Origin of the sequence: Burkholderia sp. Ac-20384 (assembly GCF_017104605.1) — a bacterium.
Lineage (GTDB): Bacteria > Pseudomonadota > Gammaproteobacteria > Burkholderiales > Burkholderiaceae > Burkholderia > Burkholderia lata.
Genome location: NZ_JAAGPE010000355.1, coordinates 1 through 8,673, shown reverse-complemented (window position 1 = coordinate 8,673; position 8,673 = coordinate 1). Strand labels below are relative to the sequence as shown.

General features: G+C 66.2%; 8 protein-coding genes. 5 read left to right on the top strand and 3 right to left on the bottom strand.

Annotated elements, in window-relative coordinates; translation table 11 throughout:
- From G3O00_RS36930 to G3O00_RS36920, 3 genes are all read left to right on the top strand, one after another.
- Positions 1-199, top strand: a 199-nt coding sequence (locus tag G3O00_RS36930; RefSeq protein ID WP_206145961.1) for an iron chelate uptake ABC transporter family permease subunit, incomplete at its 5' end; no start/stop codon positions are given.
- A 19-nt stretch (positions 200-218) separates the two neighbouring features.
- The gene (locus G3O00_RS36925) at positions 219-1,040 is read left to right on the top strand and encodes a heme ABC transporter ATP-binding protein (RefSeq protein WP_206145960.1); all 822 of its coding nucleotides are present in this window, start codon (positions 219-221) and stop codon (positions 1,038-1,040) included.
- Positions 1,041-1,159: 119 nt separating this feature from the next.
- Complete coding sequence (locus tag G3O00_RS36920) at positions 1,160-1,546, top strand: VOC family protein (RefSeq protein ID WP_206145959.1); 387 nt, start codon at positions 1,160-1,162, stop codon at positions 1,544-1,546.
- Positions 1,547-1,634: 88 nt separating this feature from the next.
- Here G3O00_RS36920 and G3O00_RS36915 read toward each other — a convergent pair whose 3' ends face one another.
- Positions 1,635-2,246: a trimeric intracellular cation channel family protein gene (locus tag G3O00_RS36915; RefSeq protein WP_174933233.1), complete on the bottom strand. Its 612-nt coding sequence runs from the start codon at positions 2,244-2,246 to the stop codon at positions 1,635-1,637.
- Positions 2,247-2,254: 8 nt separating this feature from the next.
- Positions 2,255-4,378: a PBP1A family penicillin-binding protein gene (locus tag G3O00_RS36910; RefSeq protein WP_206145958.1), complete on the bottom strand. Its 2,124-nt coding sequence runs from the start codon at positions 4,376-4,378 to the stop codon at positions 2,255-2,257.
- 239 nt (positions 4,379-4,617) lie between these two features.
- Between G3O00_RS36910 and G3O00_RS36905 the strand changes: the two genes are divergently transcribed.
- On the top strand, positions 4,618-5,412 hold the full coding sequence (locus tag G3O00_RS36905) for an aminoglycoside phosphotransferase family protein (protein ID WP_206145957.1): 795 nt from the start codon (positions 4,618-4,620) through the stop codon (positions 5,410-5,412).
- A 158-nt stretch (positions 5,413-5,570) separates the two neighbouring features.
- Positions 5,571-6,638, top strand: coding sequence for a zinc ribbon domain-containing protein (locus G3O00_RS36900; RefSeq protein WP_041493446.1), 1,068 nt, complete (start codon positions 5,571-5,573; stop codon positions 6,636-6,638).
- A gap of 151 nt (positions 6,639-6,789) precedes the next feature.
- Here the strand turns inward: G3O00_RS36900 and G3O00_RS36895 are convergent, their stop codons facing one another.
- Positions 6,790-7,626 carry a bifunctional allantoicase/(S)-ureidoglycine aminohydrolase gene (locus G3O00_RS36895; RefSeq protein WP_011353825.1) on the bottom strand — a complete coding sequence of 279 codons (837 nt, stop codon included), beginning with the start codon at positions 7,624-7,626 and terminating at the stop codon, positions 6,790-6,792.
- Between the last annotated feature and the right edge of the window lie 1,047 nt (positions 7,627-8,673).

Here is an 8,673-nt window from a genome sequence, read left to right as displayed (position 1 = left end):
GCTCGCGTGCGGCCCCGACCAGCGCGTCGTGCTGCCCGGCGCCGCGCTGCTCGGCGCGCTGCTGACGCTCGCCGCCGATCTCGCCGCACGCACGGTTGCCGCGCCCGCGGAAATTCCGCTCGGCGTGCTGACCGCGCTGCTCGGCGCACCGTTCTTTCTCGCGCTGCTGTGGAAGAGCCGCGGCGCGCTCGGCGGCTAACCCTTTCTTCACGACGATCATGCTGACCGCCCATCATCTCGACGTCGCCCGTCGACACCATGCGATCCTGCGCAACCTGTCGCTGTCGATCGAACCCGGTCGCGTGACTGCGCTGCTCGGCCGCAACGGCGCGGGCAAGAGCACGCTGCTGAAGACCTTCGCCGGCGAACTCACCGGCGGCGTCGCGCCGAACGGCGTACGCGTGACCGGCGACATCACGCTGAACGGCGAACCGCTCGCGCGTATCGACGCGCCGCGACTTGCGTGCCTGCGCGCCGTGCTGCCGCAAGCCGCGCAGCCGGCATTCCCGTTCAGCGTCGACGAAATCGTGCTGCTCGGCCGTTATCCGCATGCACGGCGCAGCGGCGCGACGTCGCACCGCGACCGAGATATCGCGTGGTGCGCGCTCGAACGCGCGGGTGCCGATGCGCTCGTCGGCCGCGACGTCACGACGCTGTCGGGCGGCGAACTCGCACGCGTGCAGTTCGCCCGTGTGCTTGCGCAGCTGTGGCCGGATGACGAAGCGACGGAAAGCGGCCCGCGCTACCTGCTGCTCGACGAGCCGACCGCCGCGCTCGATCTCGCGCACCAGCATCGCCTGCTCGAAACCGTGCACGCGGTCGCACGCGAATGGCAACTCGGCGTGCTCGCGATCGTGCACGATCCAAACCTCGCCGCGCGGCACGCCGATACGATCGCGATGCTCGCCGACGGTACGATCGTCGCGCACGGCACACCGCGCGACGTGATGACTCCGGCGCATATCGCGCAGTGCTACGGATTCGCGGTGAAGATGGTGGAAACCGGCGACGGTGCGCCGCCGGTGATGGTGCCCGCATAGCGCGGGCGCGTGTCACTTGTCGCGCGAGCATTGCGCCGCGCGATGTCATGCATGATCGATAGCAACAACATATACAACGCATCATTCACGCTTCGCGCATCCCCTTCCAGGAGACTCACGTGCCGCTTCCGATGACCCGCATCATCCTGTACGTCCAGGACGTCGCGTTGCTAAAGACGTTCTACCAACGGTATTTCGACCTGCCCGTCGTCGAGGAAATCGAAAACGAGTGGGTCGTACTCGGCGCAGGCGCGATCGAGCTCGCACTGCATCTCGCCGGTCCGGCGTTCCGCCACGCGGTGCCCGCTGATGCGGAAGCGCGCGCGGATACCAGCCACGTGAAATTCGTGTTCTCGATTGGCCAGGATATCGGCGCGCATCGCGGCCGGCTGGCCGGCGACGGCGTGACTGTGCGCGATCTCAAGCGCTATGACGGGTTCGCGTACACGATGTACGACGGCATCGATCCCGAAGGCAACGTCTTCCAGGTGATGCAGGTCGACTGACGTTCGGTCCGGCCCGGGCGCTCACCCGAACGCCCGGGCCAACACCGCTCGCACCCTCACGCGCCGCCCGGGCAGCATGCCTTCCCGCTCAATGCTCGAGATCCGCCGCGCCAAACGTCCGCATCTTCCACCCGAGCCGCACGGCGAGCATCCGCATCGAGAACCCGGCCGCCAGCGCGACGACCGTCGCGAAGCCCGCATCGATGCCAAGGTACTGCATCCCGACATAGAGCGCGCCCGTAACAAAGGCGACGCTCGCATACAGCTCCTCGCGCAAGATCAGCGGCATCTCGTTGCACAGCAGGTCGCGCAGCATCCCGCCGCAGACACCGGTGATCGCACCAGCCAGCACGACGATGATAGGCACCGCGCCCGTCGATGCGCCGATGTCGCAACCAATGATCGTGAACGCCGCGAGGCCGATCGCGTCGACGGTGACGAACAGCGTCTTCATTCGCGTGACATGCCGCGCGACCCACGACGCGACGGTCGCCGCGACGAGCGTGATCACCAGGTATTCCGGATGCGCGATCCAGCCGAGCGGATAGTGGCCGAGCAGCACGTCGCGCACGGTGCCGCCGCCGAGCGCCGTCACCGCACCGACGAGCGCGAGCCCGAAGCGGTCCATCCCGCGGCGCATGCCCATCAGCGCCCCCGACATCGCTTCCGCGACGATTGCAATCAGATAAAGCGTATGCATGGCGTGCGTCAGTCTTCCGTCCGGAACAGGTCGAGCACGCGTTCGCGCTCGGCCGCATCGACCGCGGCGGGCATCGGCTCGGCGGGCTTGCCGTTGTTGACCGGCGCGTCCGACGCACCGGCAACCGCCGCGGCCCCGCCGCACGCGAAGCGGCTGCGGATGTACGACGGCACGTCGGCCGTGCACGTGCCGCGTGTGTATTCGACATACACGAAGTCGCCGTCGACGAGCGCGACATCCTGCGGCGGCGTTGCCTCGACCGGCGTACGCCCGTCGACGGCCGTCTTCATGTAGTCGAGCCAGACCGGCAGCGCCAGCGACGCGCCGGTCGCACGCCCCATCGGGCGCGGCGTGTCGTAGCCGAGCCACGCGACCGCGACGATGCCCGACGAGTAGCCGGCGAACCAGACGTCCTTCGACCCGTTCGACGTGCCCGTCTTGCCGGCCGCGTCGTCGCGGCGCAGCGCGAGCGCGCCGCGCGCGGTGCCCGACTTCACGACGTCGCGCAGCATGCTGTCCATCACGAACGCGTTGCGCGCCGACACGACGCGCTCGCCGGCCGGCGCCGTCGCTTCGTATATCGCGCCGCCGTGACGCTGCTTCACCGACAGGATCAGGCGCGGCTCCATCCGCGTGCCGCCGTTCGCGAACACGCTGTACGCGCTCGCCAGTTCGAGCGGCGTCACGGCGCCCGCGCCGAGCGCGAGCGGCAGCGACGCCGGATTGCGCTGCGCATCGAAACCGAAGTGCACCGCGTGCTGCTGCACGTAGCGCGCGTCGGTGGCCTGCATCAGGCTGACCGCGACGAGGTTCTTCGAGCGCATGAGCCCGCGCCGCACCGGGATGAAGCCCTCGTAGTTGTTGGCGAAATTGCGCGGGCGCCACGGCCGCGCGCCGGTTTCCTCATGCGTGAGCGTGCGCTGCGTATCGTCGACGAGCACGCCCGGGAAGTAGCCCTTTTCCAGCGCCGCCGAATAGACGAACGGCTTGAAGCTCGATCCCGGCTGGCGATACGCCTGCAGCGCATGGTCGAACACGTTACGGTTGAAATCCGCGCCGCCGACGAGCGCGAGCATGTCGCCGGTTGCCGCGTCGAGCGATATCAGTGCGCCTTCCAGCCCGTTGCGCGCATCGCGCTTCGCGCGCGGCTGACGGCTCAGCGTACGTGCAAGCGACGATTCGGCCGCGCGCTGGTCGCGCATCGAAATCGTCGTCGTCACGTCGAGGCCCAGCGTGTAGGCGTCGTCGTGAAAACGCTCCACCATCATCCGGCGTGCGCGCTCGGCAACGTACGGCGCCGCGATGATCCCGGGCGGCGGCGTGGTCGCGAGCGCGATCGGCGCGTCGACGGCCGCGCGGTACGTCGCGTCGTCGAGCTGGCCGAGCGCATGCATCCGGCCGAGCACGTAGTTGCGTCGCGCGGTCGCGCGTGCTGGATTGACGACCGGGTTGAACGCCGACGGCGCCTTCGGCAGCCCCGCGAGCACGGCCGCCTCGCCGGCGCTCAGCGCGTCGAGCGGCTTGCCGAAATACACGTTCGCGGCCGCCGCAAAGCCGTACGCGCGCTCGCCCAGATAGATCTCGTTCATGTACAGCTCGAGCAGCTTGTCCTTGCTGTACTCGCGTTCGAGCTTGGTCGCCATCAGGATCTCGGCGAGCTTGCGGCTCAGCACCTTGTCGCGCGTGAGGTAGAAGTTGCGCGCCACCTGCATCGTGATCGTGCTGCCGCCCTGCCCCGGCTGCCCCGTCACGACGTTCGCGAACGTCGCGCGCGCGAGGCCGTTGAAATCGACTGCGCCGTGCTGATAGAACTTCGCGTCCTCGGCCGCGAGCAGCGCCTGCCGCATCAGCGGCGGGATGCGTTCGAGCGGCACGAACTCGCGCCGCTCGACGCCGTATTCGGCCAGCAGGTCGCCGTCGCGCGAGAAGATCCGCAGCGGCAGCGCGGGACGATAGACGGCGAGGTGCTCGACGGACGGCAACTGCGTCCAGATGCGCTGGATCGTCCATGCGCCGATGCCCGCGCATGCGACCGTCAGGCCGAGCAGCGCGCCCGCGAGCGTGCGCCACACGCGGCGGCGGCGTGGCGGCGGCGCGGGTGGTGGTGGCGGGGATGCGGTGTGGTCGGTCATGTCGGGCTCCTTCTTCGATGCTGCGACGGCCGGTGCGCGAGAGGCACCGACTGGTCACGAAAGGCGCGCATTGTCGAAGGGATGGCGCGAAACCGGAACATTCTTTAGCCAAAGTTTGGCTGGCTAAATTTTATTTAGGAAAGTGCGCTGGGGCCGATCACGTCGTATCTGCGACTGCTTGACGCACACGTCGGGCGAACCGCTCTGCAAGCAATCCGGTTCGGCTGTAGCATCGCGTGATGTTCGATCGATACCTCGGCCTGTGGGGCCTCACTCCCGATGGCGGCCCGATCCTGACCGCGAGCGGTGGTCTGCTGCCGGTCGTCTGGCAAGCGCGGCCGGCGATGTTGAAGGTCGCTACTTGCGACGAAGAGCGTCGCGGCAATGCGCTGATGACCTGGTGGAACGGGCAAGGCGCCGCGCAGGTGTGGCAGCACGATAGCGATGCTGTCCTGCTCGAACGCGCGCAGCCGGAACCGACGCTGGCGGGTTTTTCGGCATCGGGCCACGACGATGATGCGATGCGCATCGCGTATAATGTCGTCGCGCGGCTGCATGCGCATCGCGCTTCGGAGCCGCCTTCGGTCGTGACGCTGCATGACTGGTTCTACGCACTGTTGTCGAACGACGCCGACAACGACGCGCTGCGCCGATCGGCCGCGATCGCTCACCAATTGCTGATCGCACCACCCGTCGACGAAGTCGTCCTGCACGGCGACATCCATCACGGCAACATCCTCCATTTCGGCGAACGCGGCTGGCGTGCGATCGATCCGAAAGGGCTGCGCGGCGATCGCGCGTTCGACTACGCAAACCTGTTCTGCAATCCCTCGCACGATATTGCGGTTGATCCCGTGCGTTTCGAGCAGCGTGTCACACTCGTGGCCGACGCCGCGCAGCTCGACCGGCGCCGGCTGCTGCAGTGGATCCTCGCGTGGTCGGGCTTGTCCGCGGTGTGGCTGATCGAGGACGGGCTGTCGCCCGATACGCGGCTGCAGGTCGCGATGCTCGCGGCGGCTGCACTCGGCCTGTAGCAAGATGCATCGCCCGTGAAAGCAGGTTCATCATGAATTTCCGGGGGGCGCGGGGATGACCGACGGCGCTCGGCCAGAAGGGGATGTTCGACAAGGGTACGGGATTCGTCGACAATCAAGTCCGCTTGTATAACCATTCCAACAAGGGCAAAACAATGATGACTTCCAGCGACGGCCTGACCAGTCCCGCACGTCTCCTGCGGCTCGCCTCGTGGGTGATTGCGATCATCTTCGCCGTCTTTCTGAACATGCTCGGCAGCCTCGTGATCCGCGACATGGCCTTCGCTCCGAGGGGCGGGCCGCCCGTCGTCGAGCAATTCGCGGATGCTCCAGCGAAGGCGCGGCTGGATGCAGCACGGCGCGATCTGCAGGCGCAGCACGACACGCTTGCCGGGAAGGCCGACGCAATGGAGGTGGCACGCGGACGTGCCGCGAAGGAGTACGCGGCCGAGAAAGAAAGTTTCCGCAACTGGCTGGCAACCCGCTCGGTGACGGGAGACAGTGCGAGGGACCCGGACATCCTGGCGAGAACCCGCAAGCTGGATACGCTCCAGGCAGTGGTCATCAACTGGCAGCATCAGATCGATGCGATCGGCGACCAGCAACGGGCACTGGCATCGCAGCAGACTCAAGTGGACACGCAAATCGCCGACGCGGACGCGGCAGCCGAACGGCGCTTCGAAAAGGCGGACCGGCAATACGAGTTGCAGGTGTTCGGACTGCGCCTTGCGCTCACGTTACCGATTCTGCTGATTGCGATCTGGCTGTTCATGCGCTATCGCAAGATGCGCTACTGGCCTTTCGTGTATGGCTTTGGCCTGTTTTCACTGAGTGCATTTTTCATCGAACTGGTCCCGTACCTGCCGAATTTCGGCGGCTATGTGCGGGTCCTGGTCGGCATTGCGCTCACGGTGTTCGCCGGCCTTTACATGATGAAGGCCTTTCAACGCTATGCCGAACGCAAGCGGCTCGAATTGCAGCAGGATCAGGGAGAACGTGCGCGCACGATCGGATACGAAAAAGCCGTTCGCTCACTCGAAAAAAAGCGCTGCCCGTCATGCGACAAACAGTGGAATCTCGGCGGCGACGACTCCACGTTCTGCGTGCATTGCGGATTGAGGCTCTTCAACGTATGCGGATGCGGTGGCCGGAATTTCTTCTTCTTCCCGCATTGCCATCAATGCGGTGCTACGCAGGGCAACGAGTCGCCAGCGGCATCCGACTGACGGCCAGTGTGTTTGCAGCACGCACTGGCTGGATTCCGGCTTTTACCTCTGGCGGATCGTCAAGCGACACCCCTGGAATCCGCGAAGAACCTGAAAAAAAACCCGCCGGCATCCGCCGGCGGGCTTTCACATCCAACTGCTCGCTCGACGCTTAACGCGCCGGGTTCAGCAACAGGTTCATGTGACGGTTCACGTCTTTGTACAGCAGGTAACGGAAGCGGCCAGGGCCACCCGAATAGCATGCCTGCGGGCAGAACGCGCGCAGCCACATGAAGTCACCGGCTTCGACCTCGACCCAATCCTGGTTCAGGCGATAAACAGCCTTCCCTTCGAGCACATACAACCCGTGCTCCATCACGTGCGTTTCGGCGAACGGAATCACGCCGCCCGGTTCGAACGTCACGATGTTCACGTGCATGTCGTGGCGCATGTCGCTCATGTCGACGAAGCGCGTCGTCACCCAGGCACCGTTGGTGCCCGGCATCGGGATCGGCTCGACGTCCTGCTCGTTGGTCACGAAGGCTTCCGGCAGCGGAATGCCGTCGACAGCCTGGTAATGCTTGCGCACCCAGTGGAACCGCACCGCGGCATCGCTGACGTTGTGCAGCGTCCAGTCCGCGCCCGGCGGAATGAACGCGTAGCCGCCCGGCTTCAGCACGTGCTTCTTGCCTTGCAGCGTCAGCTCGGCTTCACCTTCGACGACGAACAACACGGCTTCGGCGTTCTTGTCCTGCTCGGGCTTGTCGCTGCCGCCGCCCGGGTTCACTTCGACGATGTACTGCGAGAAGGTTTCCGCGAAACCCGACAGCGGGCGAGCGATCACCCACAGGCGCGTGTTCGTCCAGAACGGCAGCCAGCTCGTGACGATGTCGCGCATCACACCCTTCGGGATCACCGCGTACGCCTCGGTGAACATCGCGCGATCGGTCAGCAGATCGGTCTGCGGCGGGTGGCCGCCATGCGGCGCGTAATACGTTGTCTTAGACATAGTGCATCCAGGCAATGGGTTGGTCCGGCCCCGGGCACCAACGACATCGGGCGGCACACCTGCGCGTGGGGCACGCAGGCGGCGGCGGGACGTCATTGCCGGGGTGGCTTGAAAGCGCATGCGCCTTCGTTCGGTCGGCCAGGCTTCGCGACGGGTTCGTCCGGTTCTTCGGACGCGGCGGCCCATGCTTGTGGGGCCGGCGACCGGGCCGTGGCGCTCGCGATCATGCGGCGAGGCGCGGCGCGGCCAGCGGCACGGTGCGATGCCGTACGCGAGCATCGCCGACGATAGCGAAGTCGTTCGCAATCGACCAATTAAATGTTGCGATGGATTCCATTCGATTTCCCACTACCCGCCGGCACCCGCGATACGCGGTGAGGAAGCGTGGCGCGACGGTCTGGCTATCAGGGAAATCCTGACGGACGGGGCAACGCGCACGTTCGCCGGGACGCTAGAAAGGCAGGTGAAAAACCGCAGCCGCTGCAGTGACGCACACGGTTCGCGATACATCCGGTTACGCAGATTGGAGCGTGACGACGTGCGCACGGCAGCAAGCCGCACCGCGCCAGTCATGAGCCGTCGTCAGGCCGGAGAACGGACCAACGGGATCGAACGGAACGCGAATGATATCGGTACTCCTCGGACGCATTCAGTCGCGAGAGTCGATGTAGTCGGAAAACGGGGAAATACAGCGAGGAGGGAAACTGCCGGCCCGTCGATCGGGCATCGGGTCGCGGCTGATGAAGCCGGAAAGGGTTCGCCGGTATGACCGGCGATGACGGCCCGGCAGGCCGCCGGGCCGAATCTCGCGTCGGGTGCCGACGCCGTCGGCGCGCCGGTGCGCCATTCGCGCACCGAGCCGCGCCAGCGGCGATCAGTCCCAGTCGCGGTGATGACGATGCTTGCGGTGGCGGTAGCCACGATCGCCGCGACCGCCGTAATCGCGTTCGTACGAGCTGCGCGACATGTTGCCGCCGAGCGCCGCGCCAGCGCCAGTCCGGCAGAGCGTCGTGAAGGGAACGAGGGTAAGATAATGGGTCAAACTCG